A 19966-nucleotide genomic window follows, 5' to 3' on the forward strand; every position below is an offset into this window, starting at 1 on the left:
TTATCCTTGATTACATTCCATCTTGAGAACGTTCTGACTACCGCTTTAAGCTACGGGGTTTCCACAATCTAATCAACAGTCCGTAAATAAAGAATCCACCCAACAATCCTCCGAGGTGTGCCATCCAATTGATGCCCGACATGGCGAAGGAGAATATGATCCCGAACAAAAGCAGAGTGTACATCGTTTTGCGCGAAGCCTCGTCCATCATCGTTCGCTGGAACAGCGCTACGTACAGGAATGCACCATAGACGGCATAGATCGCTCCTGATGCACCTACCGAGATGGTAATACTCCCAATCGAGTTGTACCATGCAACAGCAAGAATATTACCCAATACGCCGCCACCCAGGTACAATACACCATACCTTAACGACCCGAGCAACCGCTCCATCGGTGGCGCAAATACGATTAACGCAAAGCTGTTAAACAATAAATGACTGAAGCCCGCATGCAGGAAGATGGATGTGATGTAACGCCACCATTCCTGTGCGAACAGTTCATGATTCGTAAGTGCCCCAAATTTCAGCAGCACCATATTGTTCGTTGAGCCACCGTTCACCGTTAACACAATAAACATCACAACATTGGCAATTAAAAAAAGCGACGTCAAAGGGAAATACTTCAAATAACCTTTCCAGTTCTCATAGCGAATAAATATCATAAATTTCTTCTTTCACTCCACCCTGTTCAGATCGGACTAACATCTCTGATCCATCGTAATGGTACATGTCCGAATTGGACAATGCCTTTCATAAAAGATTATAATGGATTTTGGCACGGATCACCAATTTATAAGGAGGAACATTATTATGACACAAGAACGTACAGGCGCAGCCACATTTAAAGGCAACCCTATTACATTGATCGGACCCGAACTGAAAGTGGGCGATCAAGCACCTGATTTTACACTGAGCAAAAACCTGGTTGAAGATGCATCATTGAAAGACTTCGCAGGCAAAATCAAATTAATCAGCGTTGTTCCTTCCCTGGATACTGGCGTATGCGATGCGCAAACTCGTCGTTTCAACGTTGAAGCCGGAGAGCTGGGAGACAATGTTGTTGTCTTAACAGTAAGCGTTGACCTTCCGTTCGCTCAAGCCCGTTGGTGTGGAGCAGCTGGTGTTGACCGCGTAGTTACATTGTCAGACTACAAAACACGTTCTTTCGGTGAAGACTACGGCGTTCTGATCAAAGAATTCCAACTCGACATGCGCTCCATTTTTGTTGTGGATGCCGAAGACCGGATTACATATGTGGAGTATTTGCCTGAAATGACAGACTCCCCTAACTTCGAACAAGCGATTGCTGCTGTAAAAGCTTTGCTGTAGAAGTTACCACACGTTCAGAACAAAAGCGAGGAAGGTTAACCTTCACTCGCTTTTTGTTATTTATCTTCTATTTCAATCATTCGCTTTATACTTGCTTAGCTTCTTATCCAGTACAGAGAATAAGTTCATAATCGTGCGATAATTGGAACCCAAGTCTCCAAGTGAACCACGTGAAGCTGAATACATATCGACCGCACTGCGAACAGGACTTACTGAGATAATGGAAACTGTAATATCCATCGTCCGTCCAAAAGTAGTCCGCTTCTCCAGAATAACTTCTCCAACAGAAGGTACTTCATGCAGCACTTTATAACCCGGAATCTTTTTGAGTGTCGAAGAGACCTCTTCCCAGGCTCTGTCTTTGGATAAGTTATAATACCGTGTTTTTAATTTGGGATCCTTGGCTCGATCGCTGGTCCCCTCCATGCTGCGGATGATACCGACGAGCGTTCTCTTTAAGGTCAAGACCCTTCCTCCTTTGAATGTAACCGTTCCATTTATGTATCTTAGTGTAACATTGTTCAAGTAGTAACAAAAGGGCAAGCATCATATTTATCGTAAAACCAATCAAAAACATTAATGACAACTTAAAAACACCCTGAAATTCCTTCTGAAGAGGAAAAGTCAGGGTGCTGTACATGAAGATTTAGGAACCCGCCTATGCCGTCCGGCTACATTGTCTTATGAACCTGCTTGGCAGGTGGGTGACCGCAAAAATGCTTTTTGAAGTCCCCATGTCGTATAGACAGGGCTTTTCAGCAACATTCTGTGTTGATCTCCCGAAGACATCATCATTGGTTCAAAACAACGAATAACCGAAACGTACATCGCAGGATGTACAATTATTATATCCCTAACTGTGTAAAAAGTAAATGGCGATCCATCATGTTTTATTTTTGCAATGTAATGTTTTTGTCGTCTGATGGCTCAGATGTTTCACCATTCTCTGCTGATTGTTCAGCCAGCGCAGCAGCTTCCTCTTCTTCCTTCTTGAGTTGCATCTTCTCCATCTGCTCCTGCATCTTGTTGAAGGTTGCGTAGAAGTTAAAGAACGCGAACCAAGCAATGATGCTGATAATGAAGAAAACGAACAAGACTGGATAACGGAAACCGATGTAGAACAGCAATCCACTTCCCAGCAATGTGGAAAATACACGGAATGGTCTGATCAGCGTAAGCAATACCGCGTTTTTGATAATGAGTCCGATGGACATATGATAGTGTACAACCATCGAGAAAAAGTTAAAGAGTGATACAAATAACAAGAGAAGCAGTACTAGCATGATGATTCCCACGAGCTGCATATTGCGGAACTGCGTCATGTACACTGTATAATCCAGATACATAATCGCGAACAGCAGTGTGTAAAAAATGCCCCCAATTAAACTTTGCTTGTAGTTTTCCTTGTAACCTACAAAGAAAGTACGGAAGATCGGTACATCTGTATCGCCCATATTCCATTTACGAACAACCGTAAACAGCGCCGAAGTCGCCGGGAACAGTGTAAGCGGTGCCACAATAGCTATAGCCCAGTTCATTTGCAATGATTCGTTTGCGAGGTTCTGCTGCATCACGAGCAGTTTCATAATCAAGAAAAACAAGAACGGAGACGAACAAATAGCCCACAACAGATTGGTTGCGGCCAGTCTCGTAATCCACTCTGTAAGCCGGTAGATCCCACCCATAGCTCCTTTAAATTCCAAACATTTCTCCTCCTCTGCAGCCTTGCGAATTACCTGAAGTCTAATATTAATATACCTTATTATAGATAGGAAAAGCCAGTACTTCCCGAAAAGAGATCGTCATTGTCCTTAACTAGCGCTTCTGGCCGCTTCTGGCAGTGAAATAAAATGACACAGTCACTTTGAAAATAAAAAAATGGAGCAGTTGCCCGCTCCATTTTTCAGATCATACGTTTATATTACTCGAAAGAAGAATCTTTCGCTGGACGACGTCCTTCGTTGCTGCTTGGACGCGGTTTGCGGTCACGGTTGTAACCACCTTCTCTGCTTCCACCACTAGTGCTGCTGCTACCGCTGCTGCTGTTACGATCACGGTTGTAGCCACCACGTCCGCCACCACTGCTGTTACGATCGCGGTTGTAACCACCACCACTGCCGCCGCTACCACTTGTGCGGTTACCGCTGTAACCCGATGGTTTACGTCCGCCAGAGCGAACATCCGGTTTACGACGTTTTGCACGGATTGGATCTTCAGGAGTCAGATCAACTTGAGCATCTTTCTTGTCACCTGTCAGGAGCTTCAGTGCAGCCGACAACAGTTGAACAGAATCATATTGCTCAAGCATTTGAATCGCAATACCTTTGTATTCGTTCAGTTCGCCTGATTGTACGATTTCCAGCAAACGCTCAGCTGTCAAACGTTGTTTGCCTTCAACCGCTTCTGCCATTGTTGGAAGTGGTTTACGTGGAATACGGTGACGTGTTACACGCTCGATGAAGTGCAAGTGATCAATCTCACGCGGTGTAACGAAGGACCAAGCAGCACCCTCTTTACCCGCACGACCTGTACGACCGATACGGTGAACATAGCTCTCCGGATCTTGCGGAAGGTCAAAGTTAACAACGTGAGTTACGCCAGATACGTCGAGACCACGTGCAGCCACGTCTGTTGCAACGAGTACGTCAATGCTGCCGTCACGGAACTTACGCATTACCGCATCACGTTGATTCTGGGACAAGTCACCATGAAGACCGTCTGCAGAATATCCACGTTTTTGCAAAGCTTCAGCCAATTCGTCAACACGACGTTTTGTACGTCCGAATACGATCGCCAGTTCAGGAGATTCCATATCCAGCAAACGGCTCAACGCTTCGAATTTTTGACGCTCAGGTACTTCGATATAGGATTGGTCAATCAATGGTGCACTAACATGCTTCGGAATCACAGAAATGTGCTCAGGATTGTTCAAGAATTGTTGTGCCAATTTTTGAATGTTAGGAGGCATTGTTGCTGAGAACAGCATCGTTTGGCGCTCGTCTGGAACTTGTTTCAGGATGGATTGAATATCCTCCATGAAACCCATGTCGAGCATTTCATCCGCTTCATCTAATACAACAGTTTGTACATCATCAAGTTTGATTGTTTTACGGTTGATGTGGTCAAGGAGACGTCCAGGTGTACCAATGATGATCTGTGGTTTTCTTTTCAGTGCACGGATTTGACGAACGATATCTTGTCCGCCGTAGATTGGCAGGGAGCGCAGACCTTTGAAGCGAGTGAGTTTTTCGATCTCTTCAGCAACTTGAATTGCAAGTTCACGTGTAGGTGCCATAATAAGGGCGCGGATTTTCTCGTCACTTTTAGAGATTTTGCTGATCAACGGAATACCGAATGCAGCTGTTTTACCCGTACCTGTTTGAGCTTGGCCGATCAAATCTCTGCCTTCGAGTGCCAAAGGAATCGCTTTGGATTGGATCGGTGTTGCTTCTTCAAACCCGAGCTCAGTGATGGCTTGCAGCACCAGTGGTTCAAGATTGAAATCTGAGAAATTTAAATTTGTCAAAATTATTCATGCTCCTTTTATATGGTGGACATGGTGGACAATCCACTTTGTTGTCTGTATTCTTAAGTAGCGTTAATATTTATAGGGTATCCCAACAGGGCAAATTATTTTCACTAACGAATATAATTCCATGAATGGGTCCCCAACATAAGACTAAAACTACATACATGTGTTTGAAACATTTCAAAATTTTATTGCTCCATTTAGGAAAAGTTTCCTACTCAAGAATATCCACAAATTATTATATCACAAAACAATTCAAGATTACCAGCAATCTGGTTTTAAATATAAATGAGGTGATTAAATTGCCCAAAATAATTTGGCACTCTTTAGTGATCATTTTGGGTGCTGCAGCTATTGCCTGCGGCTTCAACTGGTTTTTGGTCCCCCATCAGCTTTTAAGCGGCGGGGTGTCCGGTATTTCAATGCTTCTGGGTTATTTTACAACGTTGAATCTTAGTATAATGTATTTTGTTCTTAACATTCCCCTGCTCATTGCAGGTTGGTTTATTCTTGGACGACGCTTCATTACATTAAGTATTCTCTCGGTAGCAGCCACTTCCTGGTTCATTGCGCTTCTGCCTGATTTTGCTGTGGCTACAGACCCTTTACTTAGTTCTGTATTTGGCGGTGTGCTTATTGGAATGGGCACTGGCGTTTCCTTCAGAGTCGGCGGCTCCACAGGAGGACTCGACATTGTTGGGTCCATTTTCACGCGTAAACGAGACTTTCCGATTGGTACAGTGATGGCCGGCATGAACGGTTCGATCATTATGCTTGCAGGATACCTGAGTGACAATTGGAATACAGCCTTGGCCTCCATGGTATCCATCTACATTACAGGCAAAGTGCTTGATCTGATCCATATCAGTCACGTCAAAGTAACACTGTACATTATTACAAACGAAACCGAAGCCATGTTAAAAAAATTACTTGTTCGGCCTCGTGGAGTTACCAAAATTAAGACTCAAGGGGCATACACGGATATTGAGAAGGACATGCTCATGACCGTTACCACCCGCTACGAGTTGGTTGAAATTAAACGTATTATCAAGGATACAGATCCAAACGCTTTTGTTAACATTGTGGAAACGGTTGGTGTTATGGGTTCATTTCGCAGAAGTTGAGACACCTGTACGGTTAACAATTCACAACATTGTGGTATAATAACGGTGTACGGCTCCTAAATATGTTGTATAGCAGGTTCAACCCTTCAATTTCACAGGCCATATGCTTTCCCGAATCGCGCCGAATGACTTACCATTTTGGAATTCGAGTAGGAAAGGGTGATTATTGTGGATATGGAAACGGTAAAACTGTTTGAGATTGTCAACAGATGGTGCCCGGAAATGCTCCCTTTCTTGAAACCGAATGAACTCGACTCACTGATTGTCCTCCGGGATGGGCTGGGCATCCTGGAACAGGGAGACGCAATGGAAATCATTCAGTACAGTATTTGTGAGCATCAAAATGAGATTTACATTCAATAATTTTTTTCAGATTGATTACGCCGCTTCTTGCAGGGGATTTCCTCAGCAGGAAGCGGTTTTCATTTTTTCCATGTGTTTCATTACTTGATTAATATGGTTAAAAGCCCAGAGGCTTTAATGTATAATTCATACATGGAATGCACACATAAGGGAGTGGAAATGAATGAACATGTTTTGGGCTTTACTGGCTATGGCCTTTGGAAGCTTTGGTGGTGCCCCCGCAGTGGCGGACCAGGGAAACCCTCAATTCCAATCGTTAACCAACAGTTTTAACACCGCAATTATCCAATCTCAAAAAGATCAGGTCGTTATTGATGCCGATAACCCACCTGCCAAAATTGATCCTCAACCTGATGCACCTGTGGTCAAAGGTATTTATGTAACGGCCTACAGCGCCGGCGGCGCACGTATGAAAGAACTGCTGGAACTGACAGACAGTACAGAACTGAATGCCATGGTCATTGATATCAAAGACGATCTCGGATACATAACTTATCCCACAGAAAACAAAGCGCTTCAGAAAATGGGTAAATCCCAACCTTTTATTCGGGATATCGATGCCTTGATGAAACGATTGCAAAAACATGAGGTCTACCCTATTGCACGTGTCGTTGTATTCAAAGATACGATTCTTGCCAAGAAAAATCCGGAGCTCTCCTTCCGCAATAAGGATGGTTCTGTTTGGGCGAATGGCAAAGGCGACAGCTTCGTGAATCCTTACAGCAAGGAAGTATGGGACTATAACATTGAGATAGCCAAGGAAGCAGCCAAGCTTGGATTCAAAGAGATTCAATTTGACTACGTTCGTTTCCCGGAAGGTTTCGAAACTCGAGCCCATGTACTGAAATATACCAAATCTGACAAGTCCCGAGTTGATATTGTGGCTGAATTCGTACAATATGCACGCAAGGAGCTGGCACCTCTCGGTGTTCGTGTCTCGGTAGATATCTTCGGTTATGCGGCTTCTGTACCTGCGGCTGAAGGTATTGGACAGGATTTTGTTAAAATATCCGAAAATGTGGATGTGATCTCACCCATGGTATACCCGAGTCACTATTCAACTGGCTGGTATGGGGTGAAGGACCCTGACAAAGATCCTTACACGACCATCAAAGGCTCGATGGAAGACACACACAAGAAACTGGACCCTACCAAGGAGCTCAAACCCGTCATTCGTCCGTGGATTCAGGACTTCACAGCAAGCTGGCTGGGAAGTGGGCACTATATCAAGTATGGCAAGAAACAAGTGGAAGACCAGATCAGGGCGATGAAAGACATGGATGTGCATGAATATCTGCTCTGGAATGCGTCCAACCGATACACTTCAGGTGTAGATTATAAGTAATCCGGCCTCTTTCATATTTCTATATTTCACTCAACCTCGTTCTGTTTGAAGCAGAACGAGGTTTTTTGGTGTTCATTTTTCTTAGTACGCCCACCCCAGCGCTTCTGTCCCTATTCAAAACGGACAAAATCCACTAGAATGAATAGCTGTCCATATATGACACTTGGATGATAACTCTTTAGAATAGTGAGGCACTGCCAGTGAACATGAACACAACAAGTTTTTCTCAAAAAGTGAAGCAATTCCTGATTATATTTTTGCCCATCTTCACCACTCAAATCGCCCTCTCTGCCATGTCGTTCTTCGACACGAATATGTCAGGCAAGTTCTCCCCCGCCGATCTGGCAGGAGTCGCCATCGGCACAAGTCTGTGGTTGCCCGTGCAAACTGGACTGAGCGGCATTCTGATCGGAATTACACCTATCGTTTCCCATCTGTTAGGTTCCAGACGGAATGATCAGATCGGGTATAACGTCATCCAGGCGTTGTATCTCGGGATTGCAGTCAGTCTCGTCGTTATCGGAGCCGGGGCGCTGTTACTTGTCCCTATACTGAACGGAATGCCCCTGGAGCCCCGGGTTGCCCAAGTCGCCTTATATTTTTTGTGCGCACTAGCTTTTGGCATTATCCCGCTCTTCGGATATACCGTGCTGCGCAGCTTCATGGATGCACTAGGCCAGACGCGAACTACAATGTTCATTACGCTGGTCTCTCTGCCCGTTAATATCTTGCTGAATTATCTGCTAATATTCGGCCGCTGGGGCTTTCCACAATTGGGCGGTGTTGGTGCTGGTGTTGCTACAGCATGTACATACTGGCTGATCTTTCTGATTAGTCTCTTTTTTGTCCATCGGGTAGAACCTTTCGCCCAGTATGGCATTTTCCGTCAATGGACCCGTGTATCATTGTCCAAATGGAAAGAGTTACTCAAGATTGGAGTGCCCATCGGATTCGCGACTTTTTTCGAAACGTCCATCTTCGCTGCTGTGACTTTAATGATGAGCCGTTTCGATACCACAACAATTGCTGCCCACCAGGCGGCGCTGAACTTCGCTTCTACGCTCTACATGTTGCCTGTGAGCATATGTATGGCTCTTACGATCCTTGTGGGCTATGAGGCAGGTGCGGGGCGTCTGAGAGATGCCAGACAATACAGTCTGCTTGGAATTGGTGGAGCCATCGGGCTCTCCCTGCTGACAGCCATCGTGTTGATTGTGTTCGGCGAACAGATTGCAGGCGTGTATTCAAACGATCGAGAGGTCATTGCACTTACGCAGCATTTCCTCATCTACGCCATTTTCTTTCAGATCTCGGATGCGATTGCTACACCGACCCAAGGAGCATTGCGTGGCTACAAAGATGTTAATCCGGCACTAATCATTACGTTCGTAGCGTATTGGATTATTGGCTTGCCTGTAGGTTATCTAACTGCTATGTATACTACACTCGGTGCCTTCGGATACTGGATTGGACTCATTGCCGGCCTTGCTGTAGGAGCAACAGCGCTTCTCTGGAGACTCTTCCTGGTACAAAAACAAGCCGCACTCCGCAAGGCGTAACATTGATGTACTCACTCCGTGAAACAACAAAAAGAGCACAATCCACGTTAAAGCGGGATTGTGCTCTTTGCGTATGAATCGAATTATTGGGACAAACGTTGTGCAAGCTCGTAAGTCACCATATCGAAATCTTTTTTTGTGTTAACCACTTTATCAATATCCGTCAGGGTAAGTTCACCCTTGATAATGCCACAACCTTTGTCTGTCTCGCCTGCGATCAGGCTACGAACAGCGAAGTCACCTAAACGGCTTGCCAGGTTACGGTCGAAAGGTGTTGGCGTACCTCCACGCTGAATGTGACCCAGAACGGTTACACGCGGCTCATATGTCGGGCAACGTTCCATCAGTTCTTTTGCTACATCCTCACCCTTGCCCACGCCTTCAGCAACGATGATAATACTGTGGCGTTTGCCGTGTGCAAAGTTAGCTTTCATGCGATCTGCTACTTCGTCCATGTCAAACGGAACTTCCGGCACAAGAATCGTCTCAGCACCCGAAGCAAGTCCGGAATGCAGAGCGATATCCCCACAGTGACGACCCATAACTTCAACGATGGAAGAACGTTCGTGTGAAGACATCGTATCACGCAATTTGTTTACTGCATCAACCACTATGCTTACAGCTGTATCGAATCCGATGGTATAGTCGGTGAATGAAACATCGTTATCAATCGTTCCTGGCAGACCCATGGTGTTAATGCCCAGCTTGCTCAGTTTGTTCGCTCCGTTGTAGGAACCATCCCCACCGATAACAACCAGACCGTCAATGCCACGCGCACGCAGAATGTCCGCACCTTTTTGCTGACCTTCAGCGGTATAGAACTCCTTGCAACGTGCCGATTGAAGAACCGTCCCCCCCCGTTGGATGATATCCCCTACACTCCGCAAATCCATTGGGAAAATGTCATTATTCAAAAGACCCTGGTATCCACGTTGAACTCCATATACTTCGAGACCGTGAAACAGTCCGCTGCGAACAACCGCACGAACAGCCGCGTTCATCCCCTGTGAATCACCACCGCTCGTTAATACTGCGATTTTCTTTACTGCTGTCATGATGTTTCTTCCTCCTCTAGTTTCACTTCAGGCTCCGCAATATCACACCTGACTTACATATTTTTCCGAATCCAGCGACTGAAAATGAAGAAAAATATTCTTGTAATCGGACTATTTTTCAGCAGACGTTTGGATACGACGCGAACTTCCTGCTGTTCGCTGACTTTGGGATCAGACAGGTAAATGGCAATCAGTCCTTCGATGATCATCCGGTGAAAGGAGCTTCCCGGAATCTTCTGCACATCGCTGCGTGCCATCTCCACAATAAAAGCAATTCGGTCCAGCATTGTCTCCACATTCTCATAATAGTTGCAGAAGTTGAGATCTCCCCCGATGCGGTCCTCATCCTGATCAATTAAATAATCGAGCATAATGTGCAATGCGCATACATGTGGGAAATAGGCCGTGTGGATCGAAGCCGCTTGCTCTTCAGTCAACTGATCGTCACTCGCAGCCAGAAACAGCATGAAAACGCCCAGTGTAGAGCCAGTTGCAGCAGCAAATTCGTTCCAACGAAACTGAGGTGTGCGATGACGATGCTCCGACCACCATTCGAGCAGTGCCGTTTCTCTCAGTTCCGGCTTGATATGCTTATATACCTGCAGGTCCGTGTATAGGCCTGCCAGATCCTGAATTTGGGGCTTGGCGGACGTATAGCCTGGTAACTGACGGGTCAGTTCCTGACATGTGGTCACCAGATTCCGCAGATATCCGCCGTCATCCTGCTCCTCACGGAGGGCATAATAATTGACGGGAATCGCTTCGGGATCTACCGCATCAAGCATAGATTGATGGAGTAGACGAAAGTCATCCGGGTCCATCGATGTGCTGCGGTCGCACAGATTGTCCAAATAATCACTAATAGTTTGATATGAAACGATCAGCGGAATCAGAATGTGTCTGTTGGGCAAGTCAGCTAATGCGTAGACGGTTCCGCCTTCACAGTGAAACTGTTTATCCTTCAGACTGGCAAGTGCCTGTGTACGCAACTCCTCATTCGGAATCGCCTCAGCTTGAGCACGCCATCCATTCAGTGCCTTCCGTGTTTCCGGAATGGTGTATTTGTACACCCCTCTCATCAATGCCAGCGGTCCACGCGGATATTGATGACGTTTTCGATTTGATTGGCTCAAAATAAATGTGCCTCCACTTGGTTGAATACGTATTAGAGCGATTTTTAACCATTCCTATTATAATATGATCCCCTTAATTGTACAAATGATCTGCCGCATATTCCGCATAAAAAATCGCATCCGCACCCAAAGCTTTGTGATATACTAGCCATATTTCATCCATCAAAGGAGTCGTTGACATGTCGTCAAGTGAATCACTTTCGTGGAGACGGTTATTTTCTTTTTTTGTGCCACTTGGCATTTCCGCCTCTCTCGTCACCATTTCTCACGTCATCATAAACAGCACATTAGCACGTTCCGCTCATCCCGAGACGGTTATTGCCAGCTATGCCATCGCCGGTAGCTTGTTAACCCTCACGGAACGCCCCTCCACCCTGCTGCGGCAAACCTGTTCCGCACTGGTTCGCGATCGCCTATCCTTTCAGGCCCTCACGTTTGTGACCAAAATATTTCTTGCCTGTGTGCTTCTCATTGGGTTTCTCATCGTATACTCTCCCGTTGGTACCGGGGTGTTCAAATACCTGTTTGGTGTAAGCCCGGATCTGCTGAACAAAGTCATCGACGTATATGAAATTCTCATGTATGTGAGTATCTTTTCAGTGATCCGCAACATCTATCAGGGGATCATCATTACGAATAACCGCACCAAGTGGTTAACCATCGGCATGGTATTCCGTTTAGCCGGCATGTACGGCCTATCCCTCTATTTCATATACACAGACAGCATTGACAGTGGACGTGTAGGCGCTATCATTTTTGCTGCTGGCATGATGATTGAAGCACTCGTCAGCTTTCTGGAGGGAAACAGCATCAAGCGCAAAATGCCAGCCAAGCTTGAGGATCATCCCGTCGAGAGCAAGGGAGACGTATTTCGCTTTTATAAGCCACTGCTGCTATCCAGCTTTGTAGCGTTGTTCATAGGACCGGTTATTAACATCGTACTTGGCAAAACGACCGGGATTGCACTAGCCATTTCGTCCTTTGCCATAGCAAGCAGTCTGATGCAGTTGATGCTAAGCTTCTTTACATACATCCATCAGATCGTGCTGAATTTCTACCTTGTGGATGCCAAACTGGTACGAAAATTCGCACTTGTCACCGGATTTATTCCGTTTGCAATGATGGTGTCGATTGCCTATACCCCCTTGGGACCATGGGTACTCGAAAATGTCATGAGCGTTCAGGGCGAACTGTTGGAACAAAGTCTGTGGACACTTCGTGCGTTCGTCTTATTTCCACTGATTTTCCCTTTTCTGGATTTCAGCAATGGCCTTATTCTGCTTCGCGGTCAGACGAAAACGATGTTTCGTTCGCAAACGGCGAATGCCATCTGCACGGTAATTGTGCTGCTTATACTTGTTAGCATTTTCCCTGCGTGGAACGGTATGATTGGCGCTGTAGCCCAATCCCTTGGCCTGCTCGCCGAACTTGTTATTGTCTGGCTTGTCATCCGGCGCACGAAGCAAGAACCTACGATGTCCGTGCCGAAAGCCCGTAAATCAACATCCCTGAAAGGGTAATAAAATCATTGAATTGTTATCAAGATTGGAGTCTCTCATCATGAAATTAAGTCACAACGCCCGCCCGGACCAGAACTGGCTGCGGGCTCTCATGTTCACCATCTTTGGTTCCACCGTCCTGGTGGTATCCTACTTCCAGCTTTACTTCAGTCATCTGGGCTTCAGTCGGGCTGAGATTGGATATCTCTACGGAATCGGCCCCCTCATCTCTGTGTTCTCCAATATGTTCTGGAGCATGGCCAGCGACCGCTACCAAACGGTACGCAAAGTGATGATCATTCTGCTTGGTGGTCAATTGATCACAGGGATCATGCTCGCCAATGCAACAACTTTCGGTCAGGTATTTGTACTCGTGACCCTGTTTTACTTTTTCTATTATCCGGTCTATCCACTCTCCGATACGATGGCTATTACAACCGCCAGCAAGTACGGCCGAAATTTCACCTCCATTCGAGTCTTCGGATCGATCGGTTATGCCTTCTTTGCATTAAGTATCGGGTATTTCCTTGGATCTTTTGGTCCAGCATGGACGATTTGGGTCTGCGTTGGTCTTGCTGCCACTACACTATTGATCAGTTTTCAATTGAAGGATCAACCTTCGGGAAGCAGTAGCAAAATGGACCTATCGGGGTTATGGGCTATTTTGAAACGCAGAGATGTGCTCACCTTTTTTGGCTGTGTATTTTTGCTTGCCATGGGACATCGCATGAACGAAGCATTTCTTACCATCACGCTAAAAGATCTGGGTGCCAGCGAGGGGCTAATCGGCTGGTCTTTGCTGATCTCTTCCGTAAGTGAAATCCCCATATTTCTACTGCTCAGCAAGTATGGAAACCGTTATAAAGAACTGCCGCTCATTGCTTTTGCTGCACTGATGTATACGGTTCGTTTGCTTCTCATGTCCATATCCGATACACCTGCAGCTGTTGTTGCGATTCAGACGATGCACAGTGTTACCTTCGGTATTTTCTACGTTACGGCGGTCCGCTATATCATTAGCCTAGTTCCAGACGGCTACAGAGCTACGGGTATTGCTTTGTTCACTATTGTCTGGTCCAGTGCCTCGGGACTTCTTAGTGGAACGTTGGGCGGACTGCTACTGGAACATGCAGGCAGACAAACCTTCTATCTCACCGCTATGGCTTTCTCCCTGGCTGCACTGATCGGTTTCGGATTAAAGTTATGGTCCAGCATGACCAATCGTGTATCCTGAACACACAGGGAACATACACCGTATTCAACCGTTATTTACACTGAAAATTTTAGAATCAAAAAAAGCACAGCCTCCCTTGAGGGGACTGTGCTTGGATTATTATATTTCAGCTATAAATATATTATTTATAAGAAATCCGTTGACCGGAAAAATTCTTACAGTTTGTTTACGTTAGCTGCTTGAGGACCACGGTTTCCATCAGTAATTTCGAATTCTACCGCTTGACCTTCTTCCAATGTTTTGAAGCCGTCTCCTTGGATTGCGGAGAAATGTACGAAAACGTCCTCGCCGCCTTCAACTGAAATAAAGCCATAGCCTTTTTCTGCATTAAACCATTTAACTGTACCTTTCAAATGAAAAACCTCCTAAAAATATCGCCATCTATGGCGAATACCCTTATTATACTGTATGGGCTTCCATTTTGCAATTTATCTTTCCATAAATGTCGAAAAAATTTGCTTTGAATCGTAGGGTACGGTATCATTTTACCAAAACCGTTAGTTTGGAGACTACCTATGATAAAAAAACATGAAATATACAAAACAGACAAGTGGAACATGATGACCGTAGAAGTTCAAGGCAAATATCTCGTGCTGCGAGAAATTTCGGAAGAGTGGGGCGAAGAATGTCACACGTTCCTTAGCCGTCCTGCGTTAATGCACTGGGCTGAACGCCGTTTTCCAAAAGCAGACTTTGAGAACCGTGAGGATGAATGGCGTCAATTGATGGCTGCCTTCAAAGGGGTCTAACCCATGCAACTTGATTCAAGCAATGTCGTTATCTTTATCATCCTTGCTTTTTCCCTTGGAATTGTGCTTATTCTGGGACGTAATTCTATCCCGGATCGTCTGAGACGGGGAATGGCCCTCATTGCTACCCTTCTCATTTGTTTCGCCTTTTTCCTGATCGTTTATTACCTGTATAACATGGGAGCCTGATCACAAGGGCCCCCCTGATGCTCAAATATTTCAACATGCCTCAGGTCATACTATACGAGATTATTCGTATCGTAAGGAGGAAGGCTGTTGAAATTCCAGAAATCGCTGTCCGTTATACTCGTACTTAGTCTGATTCCTTCGTCCCTCTCCGCACAGGCAAGCGGGACGAAGTCAGCTTCGTATATACATTCATCAGATGATCAAAGGAGGATTCCCATGAGTCAATTATTGAAACGTTCCGAGGTGCCAGCTGAGCATAGCTGGAAACTGGAAGATTTATTTGCCGATCAGAAAGCCTGGGATCAGGAATATGAAGAAGTATCGTCTTTGACCAAGAAGGCCTCCGAATTTCAAGGCAAACTGAATCAACCCGATGTACTCAAATCTTGCTTCGAATTCGAAGATGAGATCAGTCTCAAAATAGAACGCCTCTTTGTATACGCACGTATGCATCAAGATGAAGACACAGCGAATCCTACATATCAAAGCCTGTCCCAAAAAGCCCAGAAATTGGGCGTAAGGGTTGGTGAAGCACTTTCATTTGTCACACCAGAGATTCTATCCCTTCCAGATGATGAGCTGGACGCATTCATTGCGAACAAAAAACTATCTGCTTATACGTTTACGCTGGAAGAGATGAAACGTGAAAAGGCTCATGTTCTAAGTCAAGCGGAGGAAGCTCTGCTTGCACAAGTGGGTAACCTTTCACAGGCACCACAGACCATCTTTAGCATGTTGAATAACGCCGATCTTAAGTTTCCCAGAATCAAGGATGAGCACGGTAACGAAGTCGAGCTGACACACGGTAGCTACATTCAGTTCCTGGAGAACCCTAATCGTGAAGTTCGCGAACGTGCCTTCAAAGCCGTATACGAAACCTATGCCAAACAGAAGAACACGATTGCGGCTGCCCTGAATGCAAATGTAACCAAAAATATGTTCTATGCCAATGTTCGCAAGTATCCTTCCGTGATGGAAATGTCCCTCTATGGAGATAACATTCCAACGGATGTGTATACGAATCTGGTAGACACCATTCACGAAAGCCTTCCGTTGTTGCATCGTTATATGGACCTGCGCAAAAAGTTGCTTGGTGTGGATCAATTGCACATGTATGACCTGTTCGCTCCGCTAGTAGATGAATACAAAATGGATATTACCTATGAGGAAGCGAAACAAACAGTCAAAGATGGCCTGACACCACTCGGCAAGGACTATGCAGACGCATTGCAGACTGGATATGATAACCGCTGGATCGATATATATGAGAATGAAAATAAACGTTCTGGCGCATATGCCTGGGGCGCTTACGGCACTCACCCATATGTCTTGTTGAATCACAAAGATAACCTGAACAGCATGTTCACACTCGCACATGAAATGGGTCACGCTCTGCACTCACATTACTCGGACACAACACTTCCGTATCGTGATGCCCAGTACACCATTTTCCTGGCTGAGGTTGCATCCACAACTAACGAAGCGTTGCTGATGGACTACCTGCTTAACAAATCAACAGATCCAAAGGAAAAATTGTATCTGCTTACCTATTATGCCGACCAATTCCGTACAACGGTATTCCGTCAGACCATGTTTGCTGAATTTGAGAAAATCATTCACGAACGTGCGGAACAAGGTGACGCATTAACGCCACAATTGTTATCCGAGATCTATTATGATCTGAACGTTAAATATCACGGTAAAGACATGGTTGTCGACAAAGATATCGAAATGGAATGGGCTCGTATTCCCCACTTCTATAACAGCTTCTACGTTTACAAATATGCTACAGGCTTCTCCGCAGCGACAAGCTTCTCCAAGCAAATCCTGGAAGAGGGCCAACCTGCTGTTGACCGTTATCTTGGCTTCCTGAAGAGCGGTGGCAGTGATTACTCCATCAACATTCTGAAAAAAGCAGGTGTGGATATGTCTACACCACAGCCAATTCGTGAAGCCATGAGTGTGTTCAAGGAATTGATTGAACAGATGGAGCAACTAACCAAATAAGGTTGTCTTTCCATGTGACCTGTATCCCTTGCCCAATTGGGCAGGGGATTTTATAATCAACGCAAGATGCAATATACCCGAATTGGGGTAATGCATACTAGTTCTCAATTGTTTAACAAGGAGGCAACACCATGAAAATGCAATGGGCACTCATAGCAGGTCTTGTTTTTGCACTGCTCACAGGAATCTTTGCGGTTATTAATGTAGATTCCGTACAAGTTAACCTGCTATTTAACACCGTTCAAATCCCGCTGATTTTGCTGATCCTAGGTTGCACCCTGATCGGTGGAATTATTGTAGGTTCATATGGCATCTATCGCCAATACCGACTGCAACGCGAGAACAAGCAATTGAAATTGCGTGTAACTGAATTGGAAAGTTCAGCAACAAGCAACTCTTCGCTCGATTCTTTCAAAACGATGGATTCGCTTGACTCAACTGAACCGGACAGCCTATTGGAGAATGATTCGATCCAGAGTCAGCGCAAAGGAAACCCTACGGGGACATTGTAACCAACAGAATCAGCCTGCTGGCGAGTCAGGAATGGTAGTAACACATTCACTCCCCCAGACAGGCTGTATTTTGTTTCACACCATACCCACGTTCCAAGGAGGAAATTACACAATGAGTTTTACAATTGATGAATCTTACGTTCTGTCTTTTCTGAAAAAATTGCTGGACACACCAAGTCCAAGTGGCTACACCCATCATATTATCGAGATGATTCGCAAGGAAGGAGAATCACTGGGTATCGCTTGTGAGCTGAATAACAAGGGCGGTGCGGTGCTTACATTGCCAGGGCAGGATTCGTCCAAGACGATTGCTTTGAGTGCCCATGTGGATACGCTAGGGGCCATGGTACGCTCCATTACATCTTACGGTACATTGAAACTGACCTCTGTCGGTGGATTTTCCATGCAAAGTATCGAGAATGAGTACTGCAGCATTCATACTCGGGATGGAAAGACATACACAGGCACCATTCTCTCCCTTCATCCGTCTGTCCACGTCTATCCGGATGCACGCACCTTTGAACGGTCCGAGAGCCATATGGAGGTCCGAATCGATGAGGTCGTCTCCTCCAAGGAAGATGTGTTGAAACTCGGGATCTCTGTCGGCGACTTTATCTCCTTCGATGCTCGCGCAGTCATAACGCCGAGTGGTTATATCAAATCACGTCATCTGGACGACAAAGCCAGCGTGGCTGCCCTCTTTGGCATCCTTGAATCTGCACATCGTGAAGGCTGGAAACCATTACATAACGTCTCTCTGCTTATCTCGAACTATGAAGAAGTTGGACATGGCGCATCATATATCCCTGCGGAAATCAGTGAAATGATCGCTGTAGACATGGGAGCTATGGGTGATGACCTGAGCTGTAAAGAAACCGACGTTTCCATATGTGCCAAAGATTCTTCTGGCCCGTATGACTACGATATGACCAGTCGTCTCATTGAACTGGCCAAACAAGATGGAATGGATTACGTCGTCGACATTTATCCCCACTATGGCTCAGATGGCAGTGCAGCATTACGCGGAGGAAACAATATCCGAGCAGCACTGATTGGCCCGGGGGTTCACGCGTCTCATTCCATGGAGCGTACACATAAGGATGCTGTCCTGAATACGGCACGATTGCTCGCAGCTTACATTACAACCAAGTAAAAAGAATTATGTATCGACTAAATTATTGTGGATAACATCCACATGTTCGTCTAAGCAGAAGGCCCCTTCCAAGCACAGCAATTCGGTGTGCTTGGAAGGGGCCTTTATTGTCACATCTCTTAATCTGCCTGTTCGACATATGCATGATATTTACGCTCCAAAATTTCTAACTCTGCCTTATGGTCACGCATTTCATTTCTTAACACATGCATGGTCTTCCGAACCGCGCTCAGTCCATCCTTCACCTGACGTTCGGCTTTGCGAATTTTGTCCTGAACCATCCAATCTACGAAGAGGTTATCGAAGAAATAGTCTGCGAATGAAAGCAGACCTCCCAGATGCAGATCGGCGTGTACTGCCATCTCTACATCCTCCAGTTCCTTCTGAAAACGTCGTAGACGCTTACCTGCATCCATAATGGCGACCTGAGCGTCATCCATTCGTCCTCGCTTGATATGTGTGGAGATGACCCCACCGCCCATCATGTCATATATACCCCAATTACCTGCCGAAGCCAAAGCCTTCTCGGCACGTTCAAGGGCATAGACCAGATATTCCCCTTCCCGGAAAGCTTCATCCAGTTCCTGTAGCTCACTCGCCAGATGTTCCCGATTCTCAGCCATGTGTTGCAATTCCGCATCCTGGTCCAGCAGTCGACCTTCCTTCTTCCCCCACAGAGCGTTGTAGTCACTCTGCCAATACTGATACTGCCGCCCGCCCTCCAACTCCTGCTCCACATGAATTCGTTGCTCCTGTACGTCTTGTAACATGCGACAAGCGGTGTCGTATGCAGCCTTGCTCTCCATCAGTTCCAGCTCTTCCTTCTCCAGCCGTTCTGTCTTCTTGCCAATCAGTTGATAGAAAAATGCTGACAATGTCATACTGTTCAGTCGATCAACATCTTTCTGCTCCTTCTGGAGATGCTCCTGACGACGTTTTACCTTTGCTTCCCAATCGGTTTCTTCCGTTTGAAGCTTTTCCAAACGCTTGGTCCATTTCTCGTAAATTCTCCCCTTTTCCTTGAGCACTGCCAACTGTTCATTAATTTCTTTATACATAAGTGTGGTGTTCTCTCCCTTCTATGGAATTCTTTACTTATACAACGTAATGAATATACTGAACGTTTCACTTTAATGCGAAAATCCACAGACAAAAAAATAGCCCTCTCCACCTATGCGACATTA

The 19966-nt window shown here is 45.7% G+C and carries 20 protein-coding genes and 1 other RNA gene; 12 read left to right on the forward strand and 9 right to left on the reverse strand.

What is annotated here, in order from left to right; genetic code table 11:
- Window positions 1-37: 37 nt before the first annotated feature.
- Window positions 38-664, reverse strand: coding sequence for a rhomboid family intramembrane serine protease (locus D829_RS0113230; RefSeq protein WP_017689380.1), 627 nt, complete (start codon window positions 662-664; stop codon window positions 38-40).
- A 148-nt stretch (window positions 665-812) separates the two neighbouring features.
- Between D829_RS0113230 and tpx the strand changes: the two genes are divergently transcribed.
- Complete coding sequence (gene tpx / locus D829_RS0113235; RefSeq protein WP_017689381.1) at window positions 813-1331, forward strand: thiol peroxidase; 519 nt, start codon at window positions 813-815, stop codon at window positions 1329-1331.
- A gap of 72 nt (window positions 1332-1403) precedes the next feature.
- Here tpx and D829_RS0113240 read toward each other — a convergent pair whose 3' ends face one another.
- From D829_RS0113240 to D829_RS0113250, 4 genes are all read right to left on the reverse strand, one after another.
- Window positions 1404-1796: a DUF1499 domain-containing protein gene (locus D829_RS0113240; protein WP_017689382.1), complete on the reverse strand. Its 393-nt coding sequence runs from the start codon at window positions 1794-1796 to the stop codon at window positions 1404-1406.
- A gap of 182 nt (window positions 1797-1978) precedes the next feature.
- Window positions 1979-2170: non-coding RNA, 6S RNA (ssrS, locus tag D829_RS32915), on the reverse strand.
- Between the two features lie 51 nt (window positions 2171-2221).
- Window positions 2222-3034 (reverse strand): DUF624 domain-containing protein, encoded by an 813-nt coding sequence (locus D829_RS0113245; RefSeq protein ID WP_017689383.1) that lies wholly within the window; start codon window positions 3032-3034, stop codon window positions 2222-2224.
- 218 nt (window positions 3035-3252) lie between these two features.
- The gene (locus tag D829_RS0113250; RefSeq protein ID WP_017689384.1) at window positions 3253-4857 is read right to left on the reverse strand and encodes a DEAD/DEAH box helicase; all 1605 of its coding nucleotides are present in this window, start codon (window positions 4855-4857) and stop codon (window positions 3253-3255) included.
- A gap of 305 nt (window positions 4858-5162) precedes the next feature.
- On the opposite strand from D829_RS0113250, the gene D829_RS0113255 reads away from it, so the two are divergent.
- The 4 genes from D829_RS0113255 to D829_RS0113270 all read left to right on the forward strand — a co-directional run bounded on the left by D829_RS0113255 (window position 5163) and on the right by D829_RS0113270 (window position 9251).
- On the forward strand, window positions 5163-5984 hold the full coding sequence (locus tag D829_RS0113255; RefSeq protein WP_017689385.1) for a YitT family protein: 822 nt from the start codon (window positions 5163-5165) through the stop codon (window positions 5982-5984).
- 174 nt (window positions 5985-6158) lie between these two features.
- The gene (locus tag D829_RS34040) at window positions 6159-6347 is read left to right on the forward strand and encodes a hypothetical protein (RefSeq protein WP_029880762.1); all 189 of its coding nucleotides are present in this window, start codon (window positions 6159-6161) and stop codon (window positions 6345-6347) included.
- Window positions 6348-6510: 163 nt separating this feature from the next.
- Window positions 6511-7692 carry a putative glycoside hydrolase gene (locus D829_RS0113265; RefSeq protein ID WP_017689387.1) on the forward strand — a complete coding sequence of 394 codons (1182 nt, stop codon included), beginning with the start codon at window positions 6511-6513 and terminating at the stop codon, window positions 7690-7692.
- Window positions 7693-7898: 206 nt separating this feature from the next.
- Window positions 7899-9251: an MATE family efflux transporter gene (locus D829_RS0113270; RefSeq protein WP_036660967.1), complete on the forward strand. Its 1353-nt coding sequence runs from the start codon at window positions 7899-7901 to the stop codon at window positions 9249-9251.
- Window positions 9252-9334: 83 nt separating this feature from the next.
- Here the strand turns inward: D829_RS0113270 and pfkA are convergent, their stop codons facing one another.
- Both pfkA and D829_RS0113280 read right to left on the reverse strand, forming a co-directional pair.
- Window positions 9335-10306 carry a 6-phosphofructokinase gene (gene pfkA, locus D829_RS0113275; RefSeq protein WP_017689389.1) on the reverse strand — a complete coding sequence of 324 codons (972 nt, stop codon included), beginning with the start codon at window positions 10304-10306 and terminating at the stop codon, window positions 9335-9337.
- A 53-nt stretch (window positions 10307-10359) separates the two neighbouring features.
- Window positions 10360-11439, reverse strand: coding sequence for a tetraprenyl-beta-curcumene synthase family protein (locus D829_RS0113280; RefSeq protein WP_017689390.1), 1080 nt, complete (start codon window positions 11437-11439; stop codon window positions 10360-10362).
- Between the two features lie 179 nt (window positions 11440-11618).
- Between D829_RS0113280 and D829_RS30990 the strand changes: the two genes are divergently transcribed.
- Together D829_RS30990 and D829_RS0113290 are read left to right on the forward strand one after the other, a co-directional pair.
- Window positions 11619-12959 carry a hypothetical protein gene (locus tag D829_RS30990; RefSeq protein WP_017689392.1) on the forward strand — a complete coding sequence of 447 codons (1341 nt, stop codon included), beginning with the start codon at window positions 11619-11621 and terminating at the stop codon, window positions 12957-12959.
- Window positions 12960-12999: 40 nt separating this feature from the next.
- Complete coding sequence (locus D829_RS0113290; RefSeq protein WP_017689393.1) at window positions 13000-14172, forward strand: MFS transporter; 1173 nt, start codon at window positions 13000-13002, stop codon at window positions 14170-14172.
- 155 nt (window positions 14173-14327) lie between these two features.
- Here D829_RS0113290 and D829_RS0113295 read toward each other — a convergent pair whose 3' ends face one another.
- Window positions 14328-14525, reverse strand: coding sequence for a cold shock domain-containing protein (locus D829_RS0113295; protein WP_017689394.1), 198 nt, complete (start codon window positions 14523-14525; stop codon window positions 14328-14330).
- Between the two features lie 162 nt (window positions 14526-14687).
- Here D829_RS0113295 and D829_RS0113300 point away from each other — a divergent pair, with 162 nt between their 5' ends.
- From D829_RS0113300 to D829_RS0113320, 5 genes are all read left to right on the forward strand, one after another.
- Window positions 14688-14921, forward strand: coding sequence for a hypothetical protein (locus tag D829_RS0113300; protein WP_017689395.1), 234 nt, complete (start codon window positions 14688-14690; stop codon window positions 14919-14921).
- 3 nt (window positions 14922-14924) lie between these two features.
- The gene (locus D829_RS0113305) at window positions 14925-15110 is read left to right on the forward strand and encodes a hypothetical protein (RefSeq protein ID WP_017689396.1); all 186 of its coding nucleotides are present in this window, start codon (window positions 14925-14927) and stop codon (window positions 15108-15110) included.
- A 216-nt stretch (window positions 15111-15326) separates the two neighbouring features.
- Complete coding sequence (gene pepF, locus D829_RS0113310; RefSeq protein ID WP_017689397.1) at window positions 15327-17117, forward strand: oligoendopeptidase F; 1791 nt, start codon at window positions 15327-15329, stop codon at window positions 17115-17117.
- A gap of 131 nt (window positions 17118-17248) precedes the next feature.
- Entirely contained in the window at window positions 17249-17629 is a 381-nt protein-coding gene (locus tag D829_RS30995) for a lipopolysaccharide assembly protein LapA domain-containing protein (protein WP_017689398.1), read from the forward strand.
- Between the two features lie 112 nt (window positions 17630-17741).
- Complete coding sequence (locus D829_RS0113320) at window positions 17742-18782, forward strand: M42 family metallopeptidase (RefSeq protein ID WP_017689399.1); 1041 nt, start codon at window positions 17742-17744, stop codon at window positions 18780-18782.
- A 119-nt stretch (window positions 18783-18901) separates the two neighbouring features.
- Here the strand turns inward: D829_RS0113320 and D829_RS0113325 are convergent, their stop codons facing one another.
- Entirely contained in the window at window positions 18902-19840 is a 939-nt protein-coding gene (locus D829_RS0113325; protein ID WP_017689400.1) for a hypothetical protein, read from the reverse strand.
- Window positions 19841-19966: the final 126 nt, after the last annotated feature.

The sequence above is a fragment of the Paenibacillus sp. PAMC 26794 genome (genome assembly GCF_000316035.1).
In the GTDB taxonomy this organism is placed as follows: domain Bacteria; phylum Bacillota; class Bacilli; order Paenibacillales; family Paenibacillaceae; genus Paenibacillus.

Bases quoted from the DNA above. Each gene is read 5' to 3' on its own strand.
- D829_RS0113230 (WP_017689380.1), bottom strand. From the start codon at position 664: ATGATATTTATTCGCTATGAGAACTGGAAAGGTTATTTGAAGTATTTC.
- tpx (WP_017689381.1), top strand. From the start codon at position 813: ATGACACAAGAACGTACAGGCGCAGCCACATTTAAAGGCAACCCTATT.
- D829_RS34040 (WP_029880762.1), top strand. From the start codon at position 6,159: ATGGAAACGGTAAAACTGTTTGAGATTGTCAACAGATGGTGCCCGGAA.
- D829_RS0113265 (WP_017689387.1), top strand. From the start codon at position 6,511: ATGAACATGTTTTGGGCTTTACTGGCTATGGCCTTTGGAAGCTTTGGT.
- D829_RS0113270 (WP_036660967.1), top strand. From the start codon at position 7,899: ATGAACACAACAAGTTTTTCTCAAAAAGTGAAGCAATTCCTGATTATA.
- pfkA (WP_017689389.1), bottom strand. From the start codon at position 10,306: ATGACAGCAGTAAAGAAAATCGCAGTATTAACGAGCGGTGGTGATTCA.
- D829_RS30990 (WP_017689392.1), top strand. From the start codon at position 11,619: ATGTCGTCAAGTGAATCACTTTCGTGGAGACGGTTATTTTCTTTTTTT.
- D829_RS0113290 (WP_017689393.1), top strand. From the start codon at position 13,000: ATGAAATTAAGTCACAACGCCCGCCCGGACCAGAACTGGCTGCGGGCT.
- D829_RS0113300 (WP_017689395.1), top strand. From the start codon at position 14,688: ATGATAAAAAAACATGAAATATACAAAACAGACAAGTGGAACATGATG.
- D829_RS0113305 (WP_017689396.1), top strand. From the start codon at position 14,925: ATGCAACTTGATTCAAGCAATGTCGTTATCTTTATCATCCTTGCTTTT.
- pepF (WP_017689397.1), top strand. From the start codon at position 15,327: ATGAGTCAATTATTGAAACGTTCCGAGGTGCCAGCTGAGCATAGCTGG.
- D829_RS30995 (WP_017689398.1), top strand. From the start codon at position 17,249: ATGAAAATGCAATGGGCACTCATAGCAGGTCTTGTTTTTGCACTGCTC.
- D829_RS0113320 (WP_017689399.1), top strand. From the start codon at position 17,742: ATGAGTTTTACAATTGATGAATCTTACGTTCTGTCTTTTCTGAAAAAA.
- D829_RS0113325 (WP_017689400.1), bottom strand. From the start codon at position 19,840: ATGTATAAAGAAATTAATGAACAGTTGGCAGTGCTCAAGGAAAAGGGG.